This window comes from Desulfosporosinus orientis DSM 765 (assembly GCF_000235605.1).
Lineage (GTDB): Bacteria > Bacillota > Desulfitobacteriia > Desulfitobacteriales > Desulfitobacteriaceae > Desulfosporosinus > Desulfosporosinus orientis.
This window is the reverse complement of record NC_016584.1, coordinates 2943333-2969802: the sequence shown is the minus strand read 5'-3', so window position 1 is coordinate 2969802 and position 26470 is coordinate 2943333. Positions and strand designations below refer to the sequence as shown.

At 41.3% G+C, this 26470-nt stretch carries 24 protein-coding genes and 1 riboswitch; of the genes, 5 read left to right on the top strand and 19 right to left on the bottom strand.

All coding sequences use genetic code 11. The annotated features are described in order from the left end of the window. The gene (locus tag DESOR_RS13880) at positions 1-1002 is read left to right on the top strand and encodes a DUF3231 family protein (protein ID WP_014185217.1); all 1002 of its coding nucleotides are present in this window, start codon (positions 1-3) and stop codon (positions 1000-1002) included. Positions 1003-1234: 232 nt separating this feature from the next. On the opposite strand, the gene DESOR_RS13875 is transcribed toward DESOR_RS13880, so the two are convergent. From DESOR_RS13875 to DESOR_RS13860, 4 genes are all read right to left on the bottom strand, one after another. Further along, positions 1235-2365: an aldo/keto reductase gene (locus tag DESOR_RS13875; RefSeq protein WP_014185216.1), complete on the bottom strand. Its 1131-nt coding sequence runs from the start codon at positions 2363-2365 to the stop codon at positions 1235-1237. 257 nt (positions 2366-2622) lie between these two features. Next, positions 2623-3498: a 4-hydroxy-tetrahydrodipicolinate synthase gene (dapA, locus tag DESOR_RS13870; protein ID WP_014185215.1), complete on the bottom strand. Its 876-nt coding sequence runs from the start codon at positions 3496-3498 to the stop codon at positions 2623-2625. A 319-nt stretch (positions 3499-3817) separates the two neighbouring features. Next, positions 3818-3991: riboswitch (Lysine riboswitch) on the bottom strand. A 60-nt stretch (positions 3992-4051) separates the two neighbouring features. Beyond that, positions 4052-4981 (bottom strand): bifunctional helix-turn-helix transcriptional regulator/GNAT family N-acetyltransferase, encoded by a 930-nt coding sequence (locus tag DESOR_RS13865; protein WP_014185214.1) that lies wholly within the window; start codon positions 4979-4981, stop codon positions 4052-4054. 219 nt (positions 4982-5200) lie between these two features. Beyond that, positions 5201-5881, bottom strand: a complete 681-nt coding sequence (locus DESOR_RS13860; protein WP_014185213.1) for a vitamin B12 dependent-methionine synthase activation domain-containing protein — start codon at positions 5879-5881, stop codon at positions 5201-5203. Positions 5882-6136: 255 nt separating this feature from the next. Between DESOR_RS13860 and DESOR_RS13855 the strand changes: the two genes are divergently transcribed. Together DESOR_RS13855 and sfsA are read left to right on the top strand one after the other, a co-directional pair. Continuing rightward, complete coding sequence (locus DESOR_RS13855; protein WP_014185212.1) at positions 6137-6940, top strand: SDR family NAD(P)-dependent oxidoreductase; 804 nt, start codon at positions 6137-6139, stop codon at positions 6938-6940. Positions 6941-6994: 54 nt separating this feature from the next. Then, a complete protein-coding gene (gene sfsA / locus DESOR_RS13850) occupies positions 6995-7681 on the top strand; it encodes a DNA/RNA nuclease SfsA (RefSeq protein ID WP_014185211.1) in 687 nt (228 codons plus the stop codon). Positions 7682-7827: 146 nt separating this feature from the next. Here the strand turns inward: sfsA and DESOR_RS13845 are convergent, their stop codons facing one another. Both DESOR_RS13845 and DESOR_RS13840 read right to left on the bottom strand, forming a co-directional pair. Continuing rightward, complete coding sequence (locus tag DESOR_RS13845; protein WP_014185210.1) at positions 7828-8400, bottom strand: hypothetical protein; 573 nt, start codon at positions 8398-8400, stop codon at positions 7828-7830. Positions 8401-8550: 150 nt separating this feature from the next. Further along, positions 8551-8973, bottom strand: a complete 423-nt coding sequence (locus DESOR_RS13840; RefSeq protein WP_014185209.1) for a GNAT family N-acetyltransferase — start codon at positions 8971-8973, stop codon at positions 8551-8553. A 48-nt stretch (positions 8974-9021) separates the two neighbouring features. Between DESOR_RS13840 and DESOR_RS13835 the strand changes: the two genes are divergently transcribed. Together DESOR_RS13835 and DESOR_RS13830 are read left to right on the top strand one after the other, a co-directional pair. Next, complete coding sequence (locus DESOR_RS13835) at positions 9022-10008, top strand: tyrosine-type recombinase/integrase (protein ID WP_014185208.1); 987 nt, start codon at positions 9022-9024, stop codon at positions 10006-10008. A gap of 74 nt (positions 10009-10082) precedes the next feature. Then, positions 10083-11021 carry a DMT family transporter gene (locus DESOR_RS13830; protein WP_014185207.1) on the top strand — a complete coding sequence of 313 codons (939 nt, stop codon included), beginning with the start codon at positions 10083-10085 and terminating at the stop codon, positions 11019-11021. A gap of 78 nt (positions 11022-11099) precedes the next feature. On the opposite strand, the gene DESOR_RS13825 is transcribed toward DESOR_RS13830, so the two are convergent. The 13 genes from DESOR_RS13825 to DESOR_RS13770 all read right to left on the bottom strand — a co-directional run bounded on the left by DESOR_RS13825 (position 11100) and on the right by DESOR_RS13770 (position 26351). Then, positions 11100-14189 carry an efflux RND transporter permease subunit gene (locus tag DESOR_RS13825; RefSeq protein ID WP_014185206.1) on the bottom strand — a complete coding sequence of 1030 codons (3090 nt, stop codon included), beginning with the start codon at positions 14187-14189 and terminating at the stop codon, positions 11100-11102. Between the two features lie 12 nt (positions 14190-14201). Further along, entirely contained in the window at positions 14202-15359 is a 1158-nt protein-coding gene (locus DESOR_RS13820; RefSeq protein WP_014185205.1) for an efflux RND transporter periplasmic adaptor subunit, read from the bottom strand. Positions 15360-15531: 172 nt separating this feature from the next. Continuing rightward, positions 15532-16149: an HAD hydrolase-like protein gene (locus DESOR_RS13815; RefSeq protein ID WP_014185204.1), complete on the bottom strand. Its 618-nt coding sequence runs from the start codon at positions 16147-16149 to the stop codon at positions 15532-15534. Positions 16150-16210: 61 nt separating this feature from the next. Then, on the bottom strand, positions 16211-17275 hold the full coding sequence (locus DESOR_RS13810; RefSeq protein WP_014185203.1) for a uroporphyrinogen decarboxylase family protein: 1065 nt from the start codon (positions 17273-17275) through the stop codon (positions 16211-16213). A 4-nt stretch (positions 17276-17279) separates the two neighbouring features. Next, positions 17280-17930 (bottom strand): corrinoid protein, encoded by a 651-nt coding sequence (locus tag DESOR_RS13805; protein WP_014185202.1) that lies wholly within the window; start codon positions 17928-17930, stop codon positions 17280-17282. Positions 17931-17990: 60 nt separating this feature from the next. Continuing rightward, on the bottom strand, positions 17991-19139 hold the full coding sequence (locus DESOR_RS13800; protein WP_014185201.1) for a double-cubane-cluster-containing anaerobic reductase: 1149 nt from the start codon (positions 19137-19139) through the stop codon (positions 17991-17993). A gap of 2 nt (positions 19140-19141) precedes the next feature. Then, the gene (locus tag DESOR_RS13795) at positions 19142-19921 is read right to left on the bottom strand and encodes an acyl-CoA dehydratase activase (RefSeq protein WP_042331224.1); all 780 of its coding nucleotides are present in this window, start codon (positions 19919-19921) and stop codon (positions 19142-19144) included. A gap of 229 nt (positions 19922-20150) precedes the next feature. After that, complete coding sequence (locus DESOR_RS13790) at positions 20151-20345, bottom strand: hypothetical protein (protein ID WP_014185199.1); 195 nt, start codon at positions 20343-20345, stop codon at positions 20151-20153. A gap of 89 nt (positions 20346-20434) precedes the next feature. After that, the gene (locus DESOR_RS13785) at positions 20435-22642 is read right to left on the bottom strand and encodes an MASE3 domain-containing protein (RefSeq protein WP_148265367.1); all 2208 of its coding nucleotides are present in this window, start codon (positions 22640-22642) and stop codon (positions 20435-20437) included. A 160-nt stretch (positions 22643-22802) separates the two neighbouring features. Further along, positions 22803-23975: an MFS transporter gene (locus tag DESOR_RS13780; RefSeq protein WP_014185197.1), complete on the bottom strand. Its 1173-nt coding sequence runs from the start codon at positions 23973-23975 to the stop codon at positions 22803-22805. Between the two features lie 187 nt (positions 23976-24162). Further along, positions 24163-24309, bottom strand: coding sequence for a hypothetical protein (locus DESOR_RS29725; protein WP_014185196.1), 147 nt, complete (start codon positions 24307-24309; stop codon positions 24163-24165). 115 nt (positions 24310-24424) lie between these two features. Then, positions 24425-25414, bottom strand: coding sequence for a peptidase U32 family protein (locus DESOR_RS13775; protein ID WP_014185195.1), 990 nt, complete (start codon positions 25412-25414; stop codon positions 24425-24427). Between the two features lie 34 nt (positions 25415-25448). Next, positions 25449-26351, bottom strand: coding sequence for a hypothetical protein (locus tag DESOR_RS13770; RefSeq protein ID WP_014185194.1), 903 nt, complete (start codon positions 26349-26351; stop codon positions 25449-25451). Between the last annotated feature and the right edge of the window lie 119 nt (positions 26352-26470).

Below are 26470 nucleotides of genomic sequence, written 5' to 3'. Positions count from 1 at the left end.
ATGAAAGAGCACCACCTCGACTTAACAACTCCTGAAATTGCGAGTTTATGGAAAATATATATGCAGAACATCTCCCATTTATATGTGTTCAGGCATTTTGAGCAACATATACAGGACTCCGAAATAAAGCCATTAGTGACAGAGCAAATCTATTTACTGCAAAAATTCACAGTCAGAATTAAAGAGATCTTTACAGAGGAACATTTTCCCATACCAAAGGGGTTTTCGGATTATGATTTAAATCTTTCCGCACCTTCACTATACACTGACCTTTATGGCTTAAGCTATGTCTATCGATTTAACCAAATGGTTTTTAGTGACTATGCTACAACCATTACAAAAGTAGCCCGGGAGGATGTTGTTGAATTCTTTTATGAATGTTTAAATTTGAGCGGTGCCTTATTTAAGAAAGCATTAAATCTTATGTTGTCCAAAGGAATTTATGATCGGCCCCCCAAAATTCCCTATCCCCGCCAGGTAGAGTTTATACATGAAAGAGAGTCTCTCTTAGAAACATGGTTTGGTGAGCATCGCCCCTTAAATGCTATGGAATTAGGTGAGATATTTTACATTATTGAGAGAAATTACATCGGCATGCTGATGTTAATGGGCTTCATTCAAGTGATGCGTGACAAAGAGATTAAAGACTATCTTATTAAGGGAAAAGACCTCGCGCAAAAGCAGATTGACATCTTTAATAAAATCCTCAAGGAAGAACACCATCTGGGCAATTTGCCGGTAAGCATGGAAGTAACGGATTCAACAATCTCACCTTTTTCAGATAGGTTAATTATGTTTCTGGTTGCTACCTCAGTTACGGCAGGTATCTATTTATGCGCCTACGCCATGTCCCTTTCCTTCAGAAAAGATTTAGCTGTACACTATGCCGCCCTAATGGTGGAAATATCCAGATATGGTGAAGAAGGCATTAAGTTGATGATTAAAAGAGGCTGGATGGAACAGCCGCCGGAGTCCTTTGACAGAGAAGCTTTTCAGCATTAAAAGCAAAAACCGGAATATAAAAAAGACGCAGATAAGCGGTTTTTTTATCCCAAAATCGAAGATCCGAAAAACGGGGATGATTCTCCCACAGGAGCGACACCATGCCCTCCCAGGCTAGATCTTAAACCGAACGTAAACGGTTGTTCCCTGTGAACCGCTTTCTATATCAATGGAAGGGTCTGGAGTAAACCTCTTGACCCTTCCATTTTTCAGGATATGCTGCATTTCAATGCTATTTTTGTGGTGTATGTGTACTTTTCATAAATTCGGAATGCACTTTTTGTAATAGCTCTGGAATTTCTAATGTCTGCGGACATTTTTCCGCACAGATCCCACAAGATATGCATTGATCAGCGCCGGACCCTGCGGGAACTAAATTGCTTTGATACACTACCGTATCGATGAAATGGGATTTCATAAGCTGTTGGCTATTGTATAGCTTAAATATTTCCGGAATAGTAACACCTTGCGGACAGGGCATACAGTACCGGCAACCGGTGCAGCCAATGCTGTTTTTGGCTTCATAAGCCTCACGAATCATTTTAATTAAGTTTAAATCTTCTTCTGACATAACATTGGGAGCCGAATGTTCAAATATGCTCAGATTATCCTTCAATTGCTGTAAATTGCTTGTACCGCTTAGAATAACCGATACTTCCGGCATGTTGTAAAGCCATCTGAAACACCACTCCACCAAAGAACGCTTTTCAGGATATTGATTGATTAAATCCTGTGCTTCCAGGGGAACGGTATTTAAGATATAGCCACCTCGCAGTGGTTCCATAATTACCACTGCGAGCCCTTTATCAGCTGCGTAATGCAAGCCTTCGACACCAACTTGTTGTTTTACATCCAGGATATTAAGCTGAATTTGAGCCATCTCCCAATCATAGGAGTCAACAATTTCTTTGAATGCTTTTAAAGTATTGTGAATAGAGAAAGCTTTATGAACTATTTTACCTTTTTCTACCATTCTATCCAAAAAAGTAAGACCATCAAACCGCTTGACTTTTTCCCAATGGCCATGATTCATATTATGCAGAAGGTAGACATCAATATGGTCTGTCCCAAGCCTCATCAATTCTTCATCGAGATATTTTTCAAAGTCTTCATGTTTGTTGATATTCCAAATAGGGCTTTTCGTCGCTAAGAAAGTTTTGTTTCTGTAGCCATTCTTTAAAGCCTTTCCTGTAATGATTTCACTGTCTTTATAGATAAAGGCAGTATCCAGATAATTCACCCCATGATCGATAGCATAACGTACCATTTCAATAGCTTCTTTTTCTTCTGATGGAAAGCGCATGCAGCCAAGGCCGAATCGGGATACTTTCATCCCTGTTTTCCCATAGGATACATATTCCATTTTGTTTCACTTCTTTCTGATCTAAAGTGTCATATCATCTTATTATACATACTAAAGTGGACTCTAAGTCAATAGTTCCTCGCCATTAGATTTTCCATACTTCCGGCAGCAAAAGGCTAAGGTCAATAAGCGAAGTCAGATCGCTAACTTGATAGCGATCTGACTTCGCTTATTTTTTAAACTTTTCCCGTTCCTTTAAGTCACCAGTGGGCGCCGCCATTTTATTACATGGAATAGCGATGCCGGATTTGTAAGCTTTACCCTTTAATTTGGCGATATAAATCATCTAAGAATGCCTTTTCCTTGTCCCCGGCATCTACCAACGGAAGTCTTACTCCGCCGGCCTCGATTCCCTGGTACTTCAACAGGTATTTAACGGGTACAGGGTTTGTAGTAACGAACATTCCTTTAAACATAGGCAAAAGCTTCAAATGCCATTTGAGAGCAGTTTGAGTATCCCCTGCGAACCAGGCATCGACCATGCTTTTCATTTCATCTCCAACCACATGTCCGGCAACACTGATGATACCGTTGCAGCCTAAAGCAAGCATGGGCAGGGTTAGAGAGTCGTCGCCACTGTAGACAGCAAAGTTCTCCGGTAAGATGCGTTTCAATTCGCTGACTTGATCCATCATCCCGCAGGCTTCTTTAAGGGCTGTTATATTAGGAATTTCACTGAGTCTGAGCACTGTTTCCGGTAGCATATTAATAGACGTTCTGCCCGGAATATTATAAAGCATGAGAGGCAGCGGTGTGGCTTCGGCTATAGTTCGAAAATGCTGATACAAACCCTCTTGTGATGGTTTGTTGTAATAAGGCACGACCGCCATCAGCCCATCGACTCCAAGGGCAGCGGCTTTTTTAGCCAAAGCAACACTTTCAGCAGTGGAATAGGAACCTATCCCTGCAATAACAACTCCTCGAGGTCCAACAGCCTCTTTAACCACTTTGAATAATTCCAGTTTTTCTTCTGAGGAAATTGTCGGTGACTCTCCCGTTGTCCCTGCAACAACAATTCCATCATTTCCGTGATCAATCAAGTGTAAAGCTAATTGCTTTGCTGCTTCATAATCAACCTCTAATTGTTCATTTAATGGGGTGACCATCGCTGTTAGTATTTTTCCAAAAGACATATTTCCACTCCTTACCTCTTATTACACTTATTATGTCTGCACATTTAGCAAGGTCCCAACATTCCTAGCTTTAAGTTTTATCACTTTTGTATATAACCTTGCCACTGCTGATTAGAAAACTAGGCTGGTGCCTGAAGACACTGTCTTTGTACGTATTAGCCTTCTTGCAGCCTTTAGGCGAAGGCAGCCGCCATAGTTGCACTTATGCTTCAGAAAGTATATACCTTTAGGTTATGCTTTCTGATTAGTATAAAAAAACAAGGCGCTGCTTATGCTAACGCCTTGTTATATACAAAACTAATAAATTAAATAATGCACATAAAACGATAGCTCTTCACCGATAAACGGTGACAGTTCCAGAACTCTTAATCCGGGAACCAGGCATGAATTTGAGAGAAATCCACCCTTCGGAGCCATCCCCTTTCTCTAAGCATCACAGGTATCTCCCAACCTCAGCTTAGTTACTCTTGTTTGACCCACCTCTATCTTCTGTTATTCAACTAATTTGATTATATCGAAAATCTTCCACATGTGCAATCGTTTATTTCCACTTCTATAAATTCAGCTCAAAAGTCTGCTCAATTAAATCTTTTCCCCAGGCATGATTTTCGTGGGCTGACACTTTTCTGAACCCCGCCTTCGTATACATTTTTATTGCCTTTTGTTGGTCTTCCGTGTTCTCCAAGAATAGGGTTTTATAGCCCTTTTCTCTGGAGTATTGCAAGGCTTCCTTCAACATTTTTTGGCCAATACCCACTCCCCGGTATTCCGGCCGGAGTATAAACCATCTGAGCTGAGCTTTCTCAGCCGAATGTCCGACGATAGCAATGGCACCTATCATCTCTCCATTTAATTCAGCAAACCAAAACCTGTCCTTATTAGGACTATAGTTTTCGAAAAAGTTGTAAAAGGTCTTACAGACATAGCCTTCAAAAAAATGGTTGTACCCACATTCATCGGCATAAATCCGACCATGCAGGTGAATCAGCTGCCCAACATCTCCAGGCTGCAAATCAGATCGCAAAGTAAATTTATTATTTTTAAAAGAATCTCTTGCCAGGGCACTTTCAATGCCTTGCATACTTTGAACGAGATTTTTTTGCTTTTCTTCCCCTAATTCTCTAATCATCTCAAGGATTTGTTGATTAGATCGCTCATCCAGTTTGGCCATAGTCTCTTTTCCATATTCCGTCGGATAAAGGTAATACAGTCGACCATCCTCGGCAGACTGTTCTCTATAAATTAAACCTTCTTTTTCAAAGCGTTTTAAAATCCTGCTTAGATAACCTGCGTCAATTCTTAGTTCCTCTCTTAATCGTTTAGCCGTGCAATTCTCAATATGTCTAATTTCATATAATATGCGGGCTTCTGACAGTGAGAAGTCGCTCTCCAGCATGTGCCGATCTAAAAGTCCAAGGATATTTGTGTAAAAGCGGTTAAACTTGCGAATGGTATGTACTAACTGCGTGTTGATTGCATTCATAGTGTTGCCTCCTCCATATTTCGTTTAAAATTACCACATTAACTTGACATAGTCAACTAATTTCAGCTAACTATATCAAGATATTTATAGATGACTATGGTTTCGCGGCCACGCGCCACATTTGTGGACTACACCATTTCCCTGAAAATGAGTCACGTCTTTTTTTGTATAGGATTAGAAAAGGACTTAACCACTAAAGGTTAAGTCCCTGCTCTTAAATTATCCATGATACTGCTTATACATTTCTTCATTAAAAGGAGCTTTTCGATTAGGACACTCTAGTTTGAGACACAATTGACAGCTTTCAAATGAACTTTCTTTGAAAAAACGTATACCAGATACGGTTTTTACCGGCAATAAAAGGCAGCTTTCTGTAAGATGAACGCCGATTAACTCTTCGACATTTCCTAAAAGTTTAAATAGCGGTCTTTGTTCCGTGATTGGCCAGTCCGGAAGTGAGCCTGGGTTCATATTGGAAGCATGTTCTAAATTAAAGATTTTATCAATTTGTGACATTAAAGCTTGACGTGCATTTTGCAGAACCATTTCCTTAATTGTATCCACACAATAGACTGTAAAATAGTCATCAAATTGTTTTGACCATTCCTCGATCTCCACCCCACATGTTGCCACAAAGGGAAAGACCATGTAATTTTCACCGATGTTTTTTCTCAAAATTTTGCTTGTAAATTTAATTCCTTCAATTGTAACAAAATTATCGCCCTTTTCTTCGATAAGAGTACTTTTGTAGATTCCTTTTGGCCGGGCAATTTGCTGCGCCTCAGCTACCAGTTTTGCGACTTCTTCGTAAAAAGAACTGTCTTCTTTAAGACGTAACTTCTTGCAAAGTATTTCCAGGTCAATTTGGCAGGGAATATTATTTAGAACGACAGCATCCATAAAGGCATCCTCCTTACAACAAGCTAACTAACCCCAATAGGATTAATAATTTTATAAGAATTCTGGAATGTTTCTTAAACTCCTTCTACGAAAACTCTCCAAACCAAGAAAATTTAAAATTTAACTAAAATTAATAATCTGCTGCTTTCCTTCTTTTTTAATGTTCATATCGCCGCGGCTGCTGACAAAAATACTGGTTTTCTTTTTTCCCCTTTTCGTATTATACTCATAGTACAATTTTTCAGGAGGCCAAAAATGACGGATATATTTACTTCAAAACCTAACACAGACTTATCGGGAATCCACATTGTTGTGACTGGTGCTTCAAGCGGCATCGGGCTGGCCATGGCAGAGGGGCTTCTTCGTTCGGGAGCTACAGTTGCTTTAGCATCCCGGCCGGGAGTAAAATTGAATAATCAAATTAAACGGCTTGCATCATCGGGTCTGGATGCCTATCCTTTGCCCTTAGATGTTCGTTCAGAAACATCGGTTGCCGATGCCGTTCATTGGGTAGAAAAAACATGGGGAAAACTTGACGTTTTAGTTAATAACGCCGGCATTGGCATGCAAACCGTCAATAAGCGCTTCCTCATCGAACCGCAGCCTTTTTTCCAGGTTACCCCTGAAGGATTCCGCAATCTGATTGACACCAATCTCACAGGTTATTTTCTGGTTGCCCGGGGATTTGCTCCTCTCATGATTAAACAGGGCTATGGAAAAATCATCAACATTTCCATGAATCATGAAACTATGAAACGCCAAGGCTTTATCCCCTATGGGCCATCTCGCGCCGCAACTGAATCACTGTCCTATATCATGGCCGCGGACCTTCAGACCTATGGAATTACTGTCAATATGCTGCTTCCCGGCGGAGCAACGGATACCGGGATGATTCCCGAAGAATTTAGGCGACAGATTACATTCCCGCTGCTGCGCCCCAGAGTAATGATCGAGCCTATTATATTCTTAGCTTCCAGCAAGTCCGATGGTATAACCGCTGAACGAATATCTGCCCTTGAATTTTCCCAATGGCTTAAGGAGCGGGAAACTCTTAATTAAGGGCAGATTGGACTGGAAGAAAGTCCGAATTTAAGAATAAAAGGAGTGCCAGGTTTGAAATATCCCTCTGCTATAGCTGCAAAATTTTTAAAACGGCCTAATCGATTTATTGCTCATGTACTGCTAGACAACCATGAAGAAATTGTTCATGTTAAAAACACCGGGCGCTGCAAGGAACTGCTCCAGGAAGGCAATGTGGTAATTCTAGAAGAAAGCAACAATCCCAAACGGAAAACCAAGTACTCCCTGATTGCTGTCTATAAAGGGAATCTCCTGATCAATATCGATTCTCAAGTTCCCAATACTGTGGTCTATCAGGGTATCCAAGATGGAAACGTCAAAGAGCTTCATGATGTCACTGTGTTGTCCAGAGAGGTGGTTTTCGGCAATTCCAGATTTGACTTATACTTTGAAACTAAGGAGAAAAAGGGTTTTATCGAGGTAAAGGGTGTGACTCTGGAAACCGATGGTATCGCCATGTTCCCGGATGCTCCCACTCTCAGGGGTACCAAACATCTTTATGAAATGGTGAAAGCTGTGGAAGCAGGGTATGCCGGTTATGTTGTCTTTCTCATTCAGATGAAAGGGGTTAAATATTTTAAACCCTTTGAAATAAGAGACCCGGAATTCACAAAGGCCCTAAAGCTTGCCGCTGAAAAAGGCGTAAAAGTCCTGGCCTATGATTCTATAGTCTCTGAGGACGAGATAACCCTGGGGACTCCGGTAGATGTTCGAATCTAAAAATAACAACGCGTTGTTATTTGCACTTTCAGAGAATAATAGCCATTAAGCGCATTTTTAGGCAACTATAGATAAACAAAAGGCTCTGTTGCATGTTGTTGCAGCAGGGCCCTATATTTTTTAGAGCATTCCCAAGTAGTATGTTACTAAGCTTTTAAATTCCCCGTAGCCTCGAAGTTATTTACTTTCCAAGCTCCCTTTTCCTTTTTCACGACAAGGGTATAGACGGTGCTGAAAGGAGTTCCGCTTTTAATGGTATTTGTCTTGTTGTTCTTGTTTAATTCATTAAAGAATTTTTCTGCAGCACTGTCAAGGCAGGTCCTGACATTATAAACAACTACCGCTTGCTCTGGGTCGGTACTAAAGGTAATTGAGATAAACTCACAGTCTTCAAACTTGGATTTAATTTTATTCTCATTAAACAGTTTTATGGTTTTTTGTTCGTCATTGTTCTTTACAAGCTCGATCAGGTGGTTCATAGTATAGAGATGGTACTCTGCCCTACCGTCCAAATGTTCATAGTCACGGTTGTTTAAAGCCTTGGCAAATTCTTGGGCTAATGCTCTTATAGCTTCTTCCTCTGGATTGTCTGTTAATTTTTTAGGCCTGCTCTTAACCTGATTATCCTTGTGGTTTGTCCTTTCATCAGAAACAGGCATGGATTCTTCAACTGCTCCTAGGATTTTCCGCAATATATCCAGCTTGCTCAATGGTCTCATCCTTTCAAACTCTTCTGAAACTCAAGCTGCTATAGCTTATGAAGAATAAGAGCATTAGGAGGCTTGGTTACGATCCGATTTTTGAGTTTATTACTTCCAGAAAAGCCCTTGCCTTGTTCTGCCTAGGACAACAATGATGTGACTTAAGCCTTACTCCGTAAAACCCCTTTTTTGCATGTCGGCGGCGTTGCAGAAAAGAGCCATCCCTGTCTTCATTCTCTTAAAATTAAGCTTTTCATAAAATTGTTCTTTGCCGGGGGCAGCATATAATATGAGATTGCAGTTTTGAAGTGACTTTTTAATACTGTCCACAATCATTCTTCCAATCCCTTGACCCTGGTACTCCGGCAATATTGCTACATCGTAAATGGCACCTTGATATGCCCCATCTGAAATTGCCCTGCCAAAGCCAATTAATCTGTCGTCGTCAAAAATAAACACTACTGTATGGCTATTTTCAAAAGCTTTCTTATGAATTTCCGCTGCATAGGTGGCCATGCCAACCATTTTTAAAGTTCCAGACACTAAATCCCAATTAATATTTGCACAATCAAATTGAATCTTTAAATTCATGGTTTCCTCCTTCAAATTAACTACACTTAAACTATTGGAGGTTTGATAATGGATACTAGATTTAACCAGTACCCTCTTCCCTCATTCGCCAAAGATTTTATTAACCATCTTGCCGTAACCAATAAATCGAAATCCACTCAAGTTGCCTATACCTATGAACTATGTATGTTTTTCCAGTATTTATGCGGCTTAATGCCAGATTTCCCTTCTTCTTCATCAGATATTCAGCTGTCAGACATGGCAAGGGTCGGTCATCGGCATATTGAGTCCTATTTAAGCTGGTCCAATACTGAACGAGCTAATGGCTCTCGTGCTCTGGCCCGAAAACAAACCGTTATAAGGTCATTATACCGGTACTTGCTTCGTGAAGAAATGATACATAAAGATATTACCATAAAACTAGATCCCATTAATATAAACCAAAAACTTCCCAAAGCATTGGAGCCTAACGAGATTGCGGATTTAACGGATGCTTTGGAAACTGGTATAGGATTATCAGAAGGCCAGCTCAAATATCACGTCTATACCGAGAAAAGGGATTATGCCATTGTTCTTACGCTGATCGGCACAGGGCTGCGCTTATCGGAACTTTGTAACCTTGATATCAGCAAGACAAATCTTAATAAAGGTTATTTTGAGATCCTCCGCAAGGGGAATAAAGAAACAGTTATTTATTTTAACGAGGATGTGGGCCAAGCCCTGAATGATTATTTGCTCAATGAACGCCCTCGCTATGTCCGCCAAGATGTTGATGCCCTCTTTTTATCTATGCAGGGAAAGCGCATCAGTAAAAGAGCGGTGCAAAATCTTATCGCGAAATACATGACCATCCTCAAAACTCTTGGCCATAACACAGAGGGCTTTAGTGTCCATAAGATGAGATCCACATTTGCTACGCTGCTCCTGCGCGAAACAGACAACTTGGCCATTGTTCAGGATGCTCTTGGCCATTCGGATCCCAGAACCACAAGAATTTATGCCAAGGTGCTGGATGAGCAACTTAAGCAAGCAGCCAACCTGATAAAATTTAAATAACAGTAAACATGGGTAAGGTTTTAACGGTATTTTGTTTCAATAAGCTTAAATGATAGTGGTTCGGAGGAATGAGTTTGAAGTCGATTCTGCTTGGAATATTAGCGTCGTTCTTTTTTGCAGTAACCTTTGTCTTAAATCGGGCTATGGATTTATCCGGCGGGAGTTGGGTATGGAGTGCAGTTTTAAGATATTTTTTCATGTTACCCTTTCTGGTAATCATTGTTATGACGAGAGGAAATCTTAAACCTCTATTATCGGCTTTGCACAGCAGACCTTTAGCTTGGCTGGGTTGGAGTACTGTTGGCTTCGGATTATTCTATGCACCTCTTTGTTTTGCAGCAGCATACGGACCTGCTTGGTTGGTTGCCAGCATGTGGCAAATTACCATTGTGGCCGGTTCCCTCCTTGTTCCCTTTTTTGCTAAAGAAACTGCCGGCAAGTCTTGGTTCCATAAAATCGGTTCTACCCTACCTCTGCGCGGCTTAGCCCTTTCCCTGCTTATTTTAATGGGAGTAGTCCTCATACAAATCCAGCAGGCCCGGACACTCAACGGCAAGGACATCTTTTATGGAGTTTTTCCCGTTCTGCTGGCAGCCTTTGCTTACCCTTTAGGAAATCGCAAGATGATGGAAGTGTGCGGGGATGATATTGATACTTTTCAAAGAGTCCTGGGAATGACACTGGCCAGCCTTCCCTTTTGGTTTGTGTTATCCGCCCTCGGCATGGCGGAGATTGGCCTTCCCAGCCTGAATCAAGCATCTCAGAGCCTGATCGTGGCTCTGTCTTCAGGAGTCATTGCCACAACACTCTTCTTCTCGGCAACGGATATGGTGAAGGGCGATGTACATAAACTGGCTGCAGTGGAAGCGACTCAATCAGGAGAAGTGATTTTTGCTCTGTTGGGAGAATTAATAATTCTTCATGGGGCATACCCAACGCTTTGGTCCTTAGCCGGTATGGGCCTTGTCATCTTAGGTATGATTTTACACAGTGTCTGTGGGTCTGAAAATTAACACACCCGGGCTAAAAAGATCCTATTGCAGTTACTAAAGCAATAGGATCTTTTTTAATCCCAGGGAAATTATAATTTATTAATGAAAAGGCGCACTTTTCCCAGGGTACATAGGGGATACTGTTTTCTTTCCCTTTCTGCGGAAGGTCATCTTTAGACTATCCAGCAATGAGTAGACGACAGGGACAACAAAGAGGGTTAACAACGTTGAAGTAATCAAGCCGCCAATAACGGCATGCCCCATGGGCGCACGCATTTCAGCCCCAGCACCCGAACCAATAGCAACCGGAATCATGCCGAAGATCATGGCCAGGGTTGTCATCAGAATAGGTCTTAAGCGGACGGCCCCGGCTTCAATAAGTGCCTCTTTGACCTCGAATCCTGCTTTCATTTTCTGCTTCGTAAAGTCAATGAGCAAAATACCGTTTTTGGCTACCAGTCCCATCAGCAGGATGATCCCGATGAGAGATAAAATACTCAGCTCACTGCCGGCAATGTAAAGCCCCAGAACAGCACCGATCAAGGCCATTGGCAGAGAGAACATGATGGCGATGGGGTCCAAAAAGCTTTCAAACTGCATAGCCATAACCAGGAACATGAACATGATGCCCATCAAGAGAGCCGTGACAAGACTGCTGAAACCCTCCTGCATGGTTTCGTTCATTCCCCCAACCTTGACAATAACGCCTGCAGGAACTTCCATCTCATTCTCCAGCTTGTTGGTATAACTGTTTAAAAAGTCCCCAGTGGGTATTCCTTCCACATTAGCAGAAAGTTCAATTTGAACTAATCTATCATAGCGGTGGATTGTGGAATAGGATGTAGAAAGTACTTTTTGCGATACATTGGCTAGAGGAATCATTTGATCATTTGAGCCATTGACATAGATCCCATCTAAATTATCTAAGCTCTTTCTCTGATCGTCTTGCAAGGACACTCGTACGTTATACCTGTCACCAGCCCATTCAAATTTGCCCGCATCAATCCCGTCGAATAGCGCCTGGATGGTCGCAGCCGCCAGGGATACATTAACTCCCAGATCTGAGGCCTTATCCCTGTTTATCTCTAATTTGGTTTCGGTTTTGCCCGTTTTAAGATCCAGGGCTACATCTTTGGCATGGGGATCCTGACTTAGCAGTCGTTTAGCTTTCAGCGCGAAAGCCTGCATGGACTCCATGTTAGTCCCCATGATTACAAAAGAGACATCCTTTCCTTCGTTAGGTCCTAAAGAACTTGCTTTAACTGCCAGTTCAATTCCCGTAATTCCTTTTAAATCCTCTCTCATTTCTGAAGCAATCTGTTGTGAGGATTTTTCACGCTCTTGTTTTTCCGTTAATTTAGCATAAATTGAAATTTTGTCGGAACTGACCGTGGTGTACATATGAGTTACTTCAGGATACTTTTTGAGTTTTGCTTCGATTTCTTTAGCTTTTTCCCCCACCGTCTCCAGTGTCAAACCGGAGTCCGTACCGGCACTTATATTAACACCCCCAGCGTCGGTGGATGGGATAAAGCTGAAGCCCAACATGGGAATGATCCGCATACTTGCCGCAAATATGATAATGGTAACGATGATAGTGATAAGACGGTGATTAAGAACAACCTTTAAAATTTTAGAATAGGTGGTTCCCAGCAAATCAAATTTGTCGTTAAACCAGTCCAGAAAGTGACCGACAAAGGTCTTTTTCGTCTTCTGCTCAGGTTTTAACAATCGGGAAGACATCATAGGCACTAAAGTGAAAGAAATAAACAAAGAAACCAGCATGCTAAAAGCTACGGTGAGTCCAAATTCTACAAAATACTTGCCGATAATTCCCGAAACCATGGCGATAGGAACAAAGACCGCCACCACGGCAAAGGTCGTTGCCAATACCGCTAAGCCGATTTCCGAGGTTGCCTCCTGGGCTGCCTGCATGGGAGACTTACCCATATGTAAATGTCGAACAATATTCTCGATCACCACAATAGCATCGTCAATCAACAAGCCTACCGCTAAAGACAGGGCCATAAGGGACATAGTGTTCAGAGAAAAATTCATAACCTTCATGGCAATAAAGGTTGTCACAATGGAGGTTGGTAAAGAAATTCCGCTGATGAGGGTACTTTCCCACTCCCTTAAGAAAACAAAGACAATAATAATCGCCAGTACACAACCTTCAAGGATTGTTTTTACGACTTCGTTTACTGAGTCACGGATAGACACGGAATTATCTGCCACAACATCAATGCTCATCCCTTGAGGCAGATTTGCCTTGATAAAATCTAATTGTTTTTTAACATTATCCGATACCAACACTGTATTCGAGCCTGACTGTTTGATGATATCGATCCCAATAGCCTCTTTGCCGTCATAATAAGAAATACTGTCTTTGTCTTTAATTCCGTCAGATACTGTGGCAACATCACGGACTTTAATCTCACGCCCTGAACGTTCTCCAACGGTAATATTGTAAAAATCCTCGAGACTTTTGACTTTGTTATCTGTTCGGAGGGATATTTCACTTTGTCCATCTGTCACCTTGCCGGCGGGTACTTCCAGATTGCCGCTCTGAATGGCGCTAACCATTTCCGCCGGAACCAAACCATACTCGGCCAGCTTCTCCAGATCCACCTTGATCTTAATTTCCCTTTCTTCTTTGCCGTATACCTTCACTGAGCCAACGCCGCTCACAGTATATAGGCTCTTGGTGATGACATCATCTACGATCTTAGACTTAGCCCGATTGTCCAAGGTTCCGCTGACTGCCAGTGATAAGATAGGAGTTGCTGAAAAATCATATTTTGCAATAATAGGTTCTTCGATATCACTGGGGAGACTTTTTCGTATAGAACTGACTTTATCCCGTACTTCCTGGGCCGCCACATCCGGCGATTTTGCCAAGTCAAATTCAACGATGACATTGCATGCCCCTTCACTGATATTTGTATAAATATGCTTTACACCGGATATTTGGCCTATGGCTTCTTCTACTTTCTTAGCTACATTGGTCTCCATCTGGTCGGGAGCAACCCCATGCTGTTCTATGGCTACCGTTACATAGGGAAAGTCTGCCTGGGGCATGTCATTAATACTTAATCCTTGATAGCAAAGCATTCCCACAACAATGAACACAATGATAATAACGGTTATAAATACAGGCCTTTTTATACTAATATTTGTTACAAACATACCCTTGTCCCCCTATTCTGAAACCACCGTGATTTCATCACCCTCTTGAAGCATGTTGAGGTTTGTCGAGATAATGGATTCATTTCCTTTTAGGCCTGATTTAATCTCTGCTTGATTGTTTGCCAGATTTCCCACGGTTACTGTCTGTTTTTTCACAACCCCGTTATCATTTATGTAGACATAATAATTTCCCTCGTTGCCAATAATCACGCTAACCGGGATCACAAAACTCTGGGTTTTAGTATCATCCGTCAGCATAACCTTCGCAAATACCCCCGGTCTTAAGGACAAGTTTTCATTATTCAACTGTATCTTCACCTTAAAGGCGCGAGAGGATGGATCGGCAGAGGGGGTAATGCTTTTCACAACACCCTCATAAGCAGTATCATCTTCATTAAGCTTTACTGTAGCCTTTTGTTCAATTGTTATGTTTTGAATCAAGGCCTGATCTACCTCAATAGAAGCATCAATCAAGGCGATATCCTTAACCGTTCCTAAAACATTTCCCGGAGTGAGGAATTGCCCAACACTGACATTTTTCCCATCCATAACCCCGCTGATTGGAGCCCGTACTACCATATCAGCCAATGTCGTTTGCAGATTATCAATAGTGGTCTGTGCTGCTTGAATCGCTGCCTGACAGGAAGCTTCATCCGCCTTCACCATTTTCAGAGAAGTTTCTGCGTTTTCCAGTTCAACTTGGGCAACAGCCCCCTGTTCTACTAAGGTTTTTATACGATCATAGGATCGCTGACTACTCTCCAGGTTGGCCTCCGTCTTTAGCATAGCAGCTTTAGAAACCTCTAACTGGCTTTCAGCGGTCTTGATCTGATTTTTTGTATCCTGATCATCTAACTGGACAAGGGGCTCACCCTGGGTAACTTGCTTCCCATCATCAAATAATACACTGATGACTTTGCCGCTGTTTTTTGAAGACACGATCCCTTCCTGATCAGCTTCTATTGTTGCTTTATAGTATGAGCCATCGCTTTGAGCTGCTTCTTTTGGCGTGATGACTTTCACTGCAACCTTGTTGCTTGTAACCGCTGCAGCACTTCCCTTATCCTTGGCTGCATTGATAGATAGAGATCCAAATTCATGAAAAAATGCAACCCCGCCAATAAAAATAATAACGATAATTAACCCTAAGACCACTCTCTTTTTACTCATATATTCACCCCTCATTAAATTGAACCACTAGTAATTTCGCTTCATTATGTTAAATCTATTCTTACTTGTCAATATCATTTTAGTAAAATATTCATAGGAGAACAGATAACTTTAACCCCGAGTTAATACTCAGGGTTTGTACCATGATATACCTTAAATTATATGTTGGCTATTAATTCAATACTTCTAAAATATCCTGGGGTGAATGAGCAATATAATCGGGGGGTTCCTCAATGATCATCTCCTTCAAATCGTATCCCCAGTCAACCCAAATAATAGGTATCCCTAATTTTTTACAAGCTTTAATATCTCTTAATTCATCACCAACAAAGATCGCTTCTGAAGGCTGCACTTTGTGTATGGCAAGCACTTTCTTAATATACTTTTCCTTGCCTAACAAACTGGTACAACAAATGATGGTATCGATTACCTCAAGTTGGGCTTCTCGAAAATAATCACTAATGTTATTTTCCGAATTAGATGAAACAATGGCTAATTGATTGCCACTTTTTTTCAATCCCAGTAATAACTCTCTCATCCCCTTCACCATCTTTATGCCCTTAAGTGAATGCTTATAAAGCTTAGTAAAGTCTCCAATAAATAAGGGCAGCTTATAGAGGGGAATATGCAGAGCCTTAAAGCGGTCAAGTAAAGGAAGCCGCTGTATGTTCCTGATATCGTCGACTTTCTGTGTCCCATATTTATCAGCAAGTTTGTTATAAATAGCGACGGAGACTTCCTTTGAATCCACCACAGTTCCATCAAAGGTAAGGATGATTAATTTTACCATTTAGATACTCCCTTTTTAAGATGGATTTATACGTACTTAATGTATATGCTGACTCTGAGATTTAAATCATTTTATCCAGCTTTTCAGGATCGATAGGATAGCCGATCTCCCGAGCGGCATCCATCATAGCTTCAATATTTCTTAAAGGCGTTTCAACAGGCAAGCTACAGCCCGACATAATAACATAGCCTTTGGGAGAATCCCAGGCCTGCTGCACGCACTTTACCACCGCCTCCCGAACGTCGGCAGGAGTGCCTGCATACATCACATTTGAGGGGTCCACATGTCCCAATATTTTAACCCTGTCTCCGATCTGTTCCTTGCATTTTTGCAGATCAACTACATTATCCACACTGAATCCGGCAATACCCATGGCCACCACATCTTCCCATATCTTTTCGGTCTTTCCGCAAATATGCATGGTCACAGGTTTCCCTTTGGAATTAATGTATTCCACTAACTTTTTCACATAAGGTTCGCCAAATTCACGAAAATGCTTAGGACTTACTATGGTACAGGAAGACATGGGTTCAGAAATGGTTGGAGTAAGACCCAGATCAATGATCGCCTGAGCATATCTGAGACAAGTTTCTAAAGAAACCTGGCAAGCGCGATGAACAACCCCGGGATTCGTGAAAATCAGTTTGCTCATCTTCTCAATTCCTAATAAAAAGAAGGCATTAGTGAAAGGCCCGACAATCCCGCCGGCACAAGGGACTTCTTTTCCTAACTCATCGATTAAATATTTCATGGCTTCAATATGAATGGGCAAACGGCCGTCTTTATAGGGATCAGCCGCTTCCAAATTATCAATTTGGCTGAGATCACTGATGGCAGGAGATGCCAGGTCGGCAGTATTGTCTTCCGGAAAATGTATCTTGGCTCCCATTGCTTCTGCCCATGGAAACAAATCCGTGAATATTCTCACCCCATCATAACCAAAACGCCGATAAGAGGCGATTTGAGCATCGGCTATAAGCCGGGCATTACTATTAAATTCGGATATTTTGCAGCCATACACTCTGGCAACCCCATTAGCTACATTAGGGTTGCAGGGCAAGCGGTCCGCTGTTTCTCCTCTGGCAATAGCCTTCGCTCTTTCCATAGGAGTCATTTTGTCCTTCATAGTCTTAACCTTCCTTCACCAAATTCAAAGCTAAATTTGCGGCCTTGGAAGCATCATCTGCATAGTAGGCGCCGATTCTGTCGGCAAAACCTTTAGATATCGGCCCGCCGCCAACCATAACTTTGATTTTCTCTTGCAGCTTTTCTTTTTCTAAGAGCTGCATTACTTCTTGCATCCCTTCCATGGTGGTTGTCATTAGGGTAGATAGGGCAATAATGTCTGCCTGAATTTCTTTAGCCTTGACGATAAAGTCAATAGGCGGCACATCTCTGCCTAAATCCGCTACTTCAAAGCCTACCGTTTCCAACATGATCTTGACGAGGTTTTTGCCAATATCATGAGTATCTCCCTGAACAACCCCAATAACAGCTTTACGAGTGATATCACCTTCCCGCTTCTGCAAATGGGGTCGTAAAACATCTAAGCCGGCATACATGGCATCAGAACACATCAGCAGCTCAGGAATAAAGTACTCCTCCTCTTCGTATAAAACACCCGCACGATCCATCCCCTGGGCTAAACCTTGATTAATTCCTTCTAAAGGATTAAAGTGATTCTCAATATACCTTTGAGCAAGGTCTGCCGTCATTGCTTCATCCATATTGACAACAGAATCTGCTAATTCACTTAAAAATTTCTTCTTTAAATCCGACATACTTCGTCTCCTCTTCTCTTCACAAATTTGTCTATTGCCCGAAACAAATTAACAGAGACCTTAGGCACTGGCGATCATTTCTATGAAAGCTTCAATCCGAACTCTTAGTTGCCCGATATCAGATTCTGAATAGTCCGTTTCAATTTGCAAGAAGGGACAGTTTTTCTTCGTCTGTAGGTATTTTTTCAAACTATGGGACTCAATGTTATAGGTATGACAGGCTTGCCAAGTAAGATCCACGACCCCGTCAATCTTGAATTCATCCACTAATTGTTCCAAAAGCTCATAGCGGTCCCTATTAGGTGACATGCAGGAACAGGGCGTTCTAAGATACTTTTCGGCTATTGCCAAAAGCGGGGGCTTTTCTTCATCGACTTGGTCATACACTGCTTTATATCCTCCGCAGCTTTCAAAACACACAACATTTCCGCCGCTTGCTTCGATTATCTCTACAACTTTGTGCGAGCCGATCCCAACAGGAACCCCGGTTAACAATAGTCTTGGCGTCTTGGCATTAAATGGGCTACTTCCCTGACGATATAATTCCTTTAACTCAGAGGTTAAGCTGTCCACCAAGGCTATCGCTTCTTCTTTATCGATACTAAACCCCCGATTATATAGAACCATCAGTATATCCATACCACTAATAGGGGAAGGCTTAAGTTTGGCGATATCCTGGAAATCCTTGAGAGAACGCCGTTCTTCATTCATCAAGTGAATGGCTTTTCGCAAATCTTGTTCCGTTATCGTTACTCCAAACTCTTCTTCCAGCCGATCTTTTAGTTTAATAATTTCTCCATACCAATACTCTAAAGCCTCTTTATCCTGCTTTTGGGGAAGCTGGAGTAAGTGAAGAGGTTTTATTTCGGAAAGAAGTTCATACATCTTTTTCTTCCCATCACAAGTAGTTTCAGCAATAAGAAGATCCGAGGCATTAAAATACGGACAGGCACCGGATGCTGCATATCCATAGCTTGATTTAATAAGCGGGCATAAATTTCTGGGCAAAACCTTTTCAGCAGCAGCAATAGGGTCCTGCTTGGTACTGCACAATGGAATGGGAATGGCTCCGGCAGCCAGGACTATTTCCATGGGGGAGTAGATACAGTATTTCCCAACAATTTTGCGGCCGTCTTCTTTGGCTGCTTGAATTGACTTGATGCTCTTGGCCCGCAAATTCTCAAATTCACATAAGCAATCAGCTTCCATGATTACATCACCTTTTTCATTTGTTTTTCATAGCCTAAAATAGCTGCTCCTAACGCTCCTATAATCTGGGGCTGATGGGCGATATTAAATTTGGCCCCAAAAGCCGAGGATAAGCTGGCGCAAATCTCCGGATTATTAGCCACTCCGCCTGTAAACGTGATTTCCTCAAGACAAGGGACTCGGGAAGCCAGGCTGATAATTTTATTAGCTATGGTTTGCACAATCCCTGAAGCTATGGCTTCTTTAGAAACTTCTTGGGCGAGAAGGCCGATAATTTCGGATTCTGCGAAAACCGTACACATATTGTTAATACTTACAGGTTGGCTGGCGGATGCCATTTGCCCTAATTCATCTAAGGTAATATCCAGAATTCCCGTCATAACTTGCAAAAAGCGCCCAGTACCGGCTGCACATTTATCATTCATGATAAAATCAGTAACTGAACCGTCTTCGCCGACTGCAATAACCTTACTGTCTTGGCCGCCTATGTCTATGACGGTTCTGGTTTGGGGAAAGAGAAATCTCGCGCCCTTGGCATGACAAGTAATTTCCGTTACTTTTTGCTGGACAAAAGGCAGAGACACCCGTCCATAGCCTGTGCCAACAATTGCACCTATGTCCTTTTCCTTAAGCCCGGCTTTTTTTAGCACTTCAAGTAAAACAGACCTTCCGGCCTCTTTGGGATTCCACCCCGTTGGAATAATTCCATAACTCCTGATAGTTCCATCAAATATAACGGCTTTTGTTGCTGTAGAACCCACGTCAATCCCAGCAGTTATCACCACTTCACCCTCTTCAATTCAATTCTTAAACTGATTCTACACAATGAAGACAGAGTCCTTCCAAATAATAATGTAATAATTATCTTTTATGATAACTATTACATTATTGCACCATTAAGGCTGGGGAAAGTTCATTATCGTCCACCCAAAATTAAAAAATCCGATTGAAATTACAAATCGGTGTAACTTCAATCGGATTTTTTATAATTTTATTTCTGATTATCATGGACTACATATGTTTTAACAGACATTGAGCATCACTCATTTTTCCACAGTATACAAACATCTTTCTGCCCCCGGATCCTTTGATCTCAGGATAGCATTCGCTGCATTTATAAACTGTTTTTACAACCACATCTTTATGGTTTTTAATTTCTTTCCAGAGATTAATTTGAACATCCTTATTAATTAATTCACAATGCATGTTTTATCCCTCCCTCTCCTTCATACTTCGACAAAAGGGAGAATTATCCTGCCAAATTGTTTTTATAATGGAAATATTAATTGAATTATTTAAACGATCATTGTGTCTTGGTCATGAATCCCATCGGGTACGGGAAACGATATATTGAATTTTGTACCTTTCGAACTGGACTCAATATCTATTTGGGCATTATGGGCTTCTGCGATTGTAAAGCTCGTTGCCAGCCCTAAGCCTGTGCCGTTGTCTTTTGTGGTAAAAAATGGTGTTCCGACCTTTTCTAGATGTTCTGTGGAAATACCGGATCCCTCATCTTCAATTGTCAATAGTACTCTATTTTCGTTTTGATAGGTTCGAATCGTAAGAAGCCCCCCTGCCTCCATGGCTTCAAGACCATTGCGAACTAAATTCATGATAAGCTGGGAAATCTCATTCTTATTGAGCTCAAGACTTGAAATAGCTCCCGGCACATACTTAGTCTGTTTATTTTGGGTAAAGGCATTCGCTTCAATGAGAGGATATAGGTGATCTAAAATGTCGTTAAGGTTTTGAAACTTAAGGTTGGTTTGTTTAGTACGGGCAAGCATCAAAAATTCCGTAATAATAGCATTTGCTCGGTCAAGCTCTGATATCATTAAATCCAGGACTGCTTTTTGGGATGCAAATTGCTTTTTTTCTCCTAATAATTGCAGAAACCCGCGAACAGTGGTCATTGGATTCCGTATTTCATGACCGATCCCTGCCGCCATTTGGCCTAAAACCGCAAGCTTTTCTCGCTGTCGGAGCCTATCGGCTTCTTTGCGGACGGAGGAAACATCTGTTGCAACTGCCACAGTGCCAATAATGTTGCCGTTTGCTCCCTTAACTGAGTTAAGATTTAAAATTATATCCCGATGTACCCCATTCATACTACGGAATTTGCCTTCTATCACTTCGTGTATTTTCTTTACTTTATTTGGTTTGCTTAATTTTAGTTCTAAGATGTGCTTTACCTTACTTATTTTTTCGTTTACTACTTCCGGTTCAGTGAGACCTGTCAAATAAAGAAAGCTGTTATTGCACATGGTAACTCGGTCCCTGGCATCCGTTACTAAAACCATGCTGTCCATAGAATTTAAAATGGTTTTTGTTTGCAGCTGTAAATTTTCAAATTGTTGTGCAATCTTAGCATCATTAAAATACACTAACCAACCGCCCCGAGAAAATTGAAAACCGCTGAGTTCCAACTCGACTTTAGCCGTTCCGTATTCAATGGTTCGCAAAAAGTTATAAAACCGTTTGGTATCGGGTCTTACATCTCTGATTGTGCATTTCTCCCTGTTTCTATAAAACCTTTTTTCAAAATCTGAAGCATTCAGGCCAATTAACTCTGAGGGAGTGACTCCAATCAGCTTAGCAGCTTCATAATTGACAAATCGAATGTTTTCCTGTTTATCAAAGTTGACGATACCTAAAGGTAATTCGTTAAGTATGGTCTCATAATACCTGTATGGGTGAGACACTGTGGACGCAAACAACCCCTTATAAAGATAAAAATAGTACAAGACTTTTAAGACATGTCCAAAGGTATAATCAAAACTTGATAAGCTTGCATAGGAGGCAAAGGCTTTCTCAGCAAGGATGGCAATCATTAAGGCAACAACCAAATATTTTTCAATAATGGAATCTTCTCTATTTATTGTTGGATACAGCAAAATTATATTTAAAAGAAACAGCCCTGTAATTACATATTCGATAATAACTTTAGCAGCAGTTACACCGCCGTTCTCAGTTAAAAGAAGTGGGAATAACCCTTGATAAGCATAGACAGCATAAGATAACGTTAATCCTATGGTTATCGTAATTATTAATCCTACCCACCTTTTTTGAAGTCTGCCAAAGAAATTAAATGTTCCCAGTGTGAGAGTAATCCCTTCTGTCAACCGGCCCAACAGCCAGTAACGAGATGATAGGTCCACAAAACCCATGGGATGATGATTCAGAGCCGGATAATAATATGTATGCATAAAATCAAAAAATCCAACTAACAAGAACCCAAATCCAATAACTCGATTGATATGGGAACAACGCTCATAATTCTGCCACATAGTAAGAAACGTAAAAACAGCGACTGAAATACAAGCTCCCTCAAATGCGGAATGAAGAAAAATCGGGTCATTTTCCCAGGGGGTTTGAAGAAAAAATGAACCAAAATAACTTAAGGCCACCGAAATCAATGCTATGAAAGATAGCGCTGCTGGCGCCTTTTCTCCGCTCGTTTTTTGAATACTTGTTGTCCATCCCAAAGATATCACTCTCATCATCTGCTTTCTTTGTGTTTTAAAAGGCAATGACGACTCTACCAATGCACTACCATTTTCTAGTATTGTCATTATACGCTAATGACAATGTCGAAAGCTCGATTAATATGAAATCTCTATGGGAACATAAACGGGGATTTTGTATTATTTGGTATATCTATTATGAATGAACTTCTAGTTTTCGATTGAAGAAGATTATCACGGCATTCATCAGCAAAACCCCCATCGTGACGTAAAAGACATTTTTTATTCCATAGCTTGCGGCTACAGTACTGCCGATAAGAGGGCCAACTAGATTGCCTAAGAAGGTAGAGGAAGAATTAAACCCAAAGGCCGTTGCTTGCAATTCTTCGGGAGCCTTCTTTTTCACCAGTACATTTAAGGATGGAATCATCCCCCCAATAAATAATCCCAGTAAAAATCGACCTATAAGCAAAGTCCCAATGCTCCCGGCAAGTGCTTGAGGAATATACATACATGCCGCAGCACTAAGGGATAGAATTAAGACCTTTCGCTGACCAATACGGTCGCTCAGTCTTCCTAAAGTTGGTGCCCCAATAAGATTGGCAATACCGCTGATGGCAACGACTAAACCGGCAATGGAAGCAAGATGGGCACCAGTGTACAAAGTTTTCGCATAAATCGAAACGATGGGCTCAATACTCATCATGCCGACTTGCGTAAATGTGGAAGCTAAAAAGATCGGAAAGAGAGGCTTTAATCGCCTTAATTCCTTAAGTTTAGAACTTTTAACAGACTCTCTTGGCTTATGATGTTCATGAACAAAGATCATAACTATCACGCTGGCAAGGACAAGCAACCCACCCGTTAAAAAGAACACTTGACGAAAACCAAACTTTTCTGCCATGACACCACCAATGAGGGGACCGATTAGGTTGCCGGCAATTGCCCCTGTCTGAAGCATGCCAAGAGCTTGCCCTGATTGTTCATCAGGGGTTATCGAAGCTTGGAGGGAAACAGACATGGAGATAAAACCAGAAAAAATCCCATTGAATAACCGGAGAAAAAGTAGTTGCCATACGCTTCCTACAGCACCCATGAGGGCTGTGACTATTCCCATACCTAGTCCTGCCCGTAAAAGCATGATTTTACGACCATGCTTGTCAGCGAATCTTCCCCAAATAGGCTGAAAAATAACTGAGGTAATAAACTGAGCGGAGAATACCAACCCTGACCAACGCTCAATATTTTCTAAAGAGTGAACGCCAAGTTTTTCAATATATAAGGGAAGAAAAGGAATGACTAAACTCATGCCTGCAGTAACAAAGAAATTAGCCGCCCATAAAATCCAAAGTGTTCGTTTCCAATTCAATTAAAAAAACATCTCCTTGGGAATTAAAACTAGTATTTTTTTACAAGTATAACAACCTACGCCCTTTTTAACGTAGGTTGCTTTTATTTTAGTATATATTAGAGCATCGCCAGAACACAAACCTTGTATGGCTGGGTTCTGGCGGCGTTAAGGATGACTAGCTGCCATGAGGTAAGGAATCCGCAAATTAACTATGACTAGGATCTGTATTTTCATTGGTTGGGACATCGGTTTTTTCAGCAATTATTTTTGTCTTTGGTGATATTATTCCCGGCTTAGGGGTATTTCCTTTTGGCAAAAAATTAGTATTGTTGCTTTTCCCTAGCGTAGCCATATCTTTAATCTCCTTTACCTTAAACTAAGGTTAGTTTTTGCAAAAGGAGAGATTCTAAAACGTTAATTTATACCAATTAAAGATGTAACCATTAAATACAAGAAATATTAATAGTTTAACGGTCATAGCACATATATCCCGTCTCACAAAGTCTTTTAACTCCTTTTAATCTCCGGGCATAGTCACGAACTTCTCCCGAAGGATGACCATCATTTTCATAATCCAAAATACGTTTAACAAGTTCCACACTCTTAGCTTTTTTTCGTAAAGGCGCTTCCCTCCCGACAATTTTTAGGGATGTAATCCCCAATTCTTTATACTCATGTAGAGAACAAAGACCACACATACCTAAGGGATAACCATCAGATCCGGTTAAGCCGCCAAAGTTCTTGATGCCAACCCAGAGCCATCTTTTATACTCATCCACACAATGGCGAAACGATTCTTTTTCATCCTCTCTGACCATAGAGAGAAGCTTGTAACTCCAAGCAGGGTTGTGGCAAAAAGCCCCTCCGTAGGCATGACTTACATGACAATACCCTTCCTCAAATACACAGCCGTCGTTAAGGATAAAGACTTCGTATTCCAGCTCTCGTCCACACGTTGAAATAATCTTGTTCAAGCTATTCACATTCAAATAACGGGGAAATATAATTCGTTCCACACCAAGTTTTCTAAAGAAATTTACTGAGGAACTGTTCAAAACGGCAGCCAGGCTGCTTACATGGATGACAATATCTTGCTCTTTCTCCTTCAAAATACGAATTAGTCCTGGATCAGCCACAATGAAGGCATCAACCTTACAATTCCTCCTTACTTCTTGAACGAAGGGAAGGATTTCTGCAGCAAGTTCTTTGACATAACCCGGTTGATTTAAGGTAAGAAATACTTTTGCTCCACAATTATGAGCTGTTTCTACAAGTTCGCTCAAAATTTCCAGGTTGCCAATGTTCGCTTTTCCCGGGCCACGCCGACTAAGCCAAAGATCTTGCCCATGCTTATGCTCCCATGCCTCAAGGCTTATGCCGCAATAAAGCTCCTCAGCCCCTTTCGAGATAAGTATTTTCACTTCATTTATTGAACTCACAGGTGCTAATATCTTCACCTTCCCGCCTCCTTTTCCATACCCCTTAGGCTATTTACAACGGTTCAGGCTGAAAAACAATCCGGCTTATCCCATAACTTACAGCCTGTTCTAAAGCTTTGACTGCAAATTTTCTACTCTGACGATAGAAGATGGTATTACCCTTCTGCATTAGCTTCCAATTAGCAGTGTTTTTAACTTTTCCACTAGGATCCGACATCTCCAGCCAATAACGCCCGCACTTTTGATCACAAACCATTGCAGCCTTAAATCTATCCTTGTCTTCCAATCCCCATGACTGCATGAGACAGATACGGCCAGTTGTCACAACACCGTAAGGGAGATATAGAGATGATTGATACCCCCAGTCTGAAAGTTTTGGATCAAGACCTTGGGGTGGGTGATCCAACTCAATGCGCCTAACATGATATTGGTCTAATAAATTCTTCATACCAACTCCTGTTAAGAAGCTGGTTCGTAAACAATCCGCCGTTTGGGAATTGACGGTATTAATTGATTTATTTGGCATGCGAGGATCTCTCAGTATCTTATTCATGAGCCTGCCCAAAACTGGAGTGAGTGTTAACTGTTGGTCATTTAACCAATCGAGAACTCCCCAATCGTTGATGACAACCTCAGAGTCAGGTTTTTCCGCAGCGAGTTTGTCTAATCTAATTTTTAGTTTAGTCAAGCCGGTTTCTGTTACATAGGGAGTGACATAAGAAAAGCTCAAGCCCTCCTCTTCAGAAATATTAAAAGCTCTTTTCATATCTTCTTTTCCAGAGATGGCCTTTTCGCAAAACTCCTGACCGTAGTAAAGCCGGGTAAATCTTACCGTACCAAACCTTTCTTCGAACATTTCCTTAATGTCAGCCACAAAAGCTGCTTTTTTCCCGGTCAGAAATCCATTAATTTCTGTCGTCCCTTGGAGACTGGGAATTGCCAATGCCCACTCCATAGCTGCACCTCCACTGCTATGTTAAGCTCTTATCATACTTAATATCTTATGCCTTTCCCTGGAAGATTTCTTTATCTATCTAACAATTTTAAACTTGCTTAACGTCCAAATTGTCTTCG